Origin of the sequence: Streptomyces sp. AC555_RSS877, from assembly GCF_019049245.1 — a bacterium.
Classification (GTDB): Bacteria; Actinomycetota; Actinomycetes; order Streptomycetales; family Streptomycetaceae; genus Streptomyces.
The window spans coordinates 1-779 of record NZ_JAGMUK010000062.1 but is presented as its reverse complement, the minus strand read 5'-3'; the positions used below and the strand labels follow the sequence as shown (position 1 = coordinate 779).

The 779-nt window shown below is 69.8% G+C and carries 1 protein-coding gene; it reads right to left on the bottom strand.

The features are described from left to right. The coding region (locus KUM49_RS28385; RefSeq protein ID WP_217239810.1) for an acetyl-CoA carboxylase biotin carboxylase subunit family protein at positions 1–779 on the bottom strand (779 nt) is incomplete at both ends.

Genomic DNA, 779 nt, shown 5'->3' with positions numbered 1-779 from the left:
GTGGGCATGCTCTCGATGACGCCGGCCTGAGCGGTCAGGTGAACGAAGCCCAAGGTGCCACCCTCGGTGGGGTGTTTGGGGGGTGCGGGGGTGTTGAGGGCGGCGGCGGCCCAGTGGTCGTGGAGGTCGGTCCCGAAGCTGTGGCGGACGACCTGATCGATACGGCCGCCGCCGACGCGTCCGGCGCATTCGCCGAAGATGAGGGTGTTGTCGGGCTGCCGGAAGGCTTCGAGGTGGAAGACGCCGTCGGTGTGGTTGAGGGCGGCCAGGGCGTGGGTGGTGAGGTGTTCGGCGGTGCGGTAGAGGTCGGGGTGTTCGTCCGGGGTGAGGCAGACGGAGCCGACGAGTGCGCCGTCGTGGACATCGATGAGGTTGTGGAGGTATCGGGAGACGGCGCAGGTGAGGAGTTGTCCGTTCCGGATGACGCCGTCGACGTGGTATTCGGCGCCGGTGATGAATTCCTCTACGAGCCAGGGGCCGGTGTGGGGTTGTCCGTTGGCCCAGGTGGCGGCCTCGTTGGCGGAGGACAGGCGCACGGTGTCGCGGGCTCCGGCGCCGGCGAGGGGTTTGACCACGATGGGGTAGCCGCCGACCTTGAGGGCGGTGTCGGTGATGTCGGCGGCGGTGTCTGCGGTGGCGGAGCGGGCTGTGGGCAGGCCGGCTGCGCGGATCAGGTTCTTCTGTTTCTGCTTGTCGCGCAGGGCGATCGCCACGGGTACGGGCAGAGCCCGGGCGCCGCCGAGCGCGCCCACCACCGCAGCCGCCACCACCGTGAACTC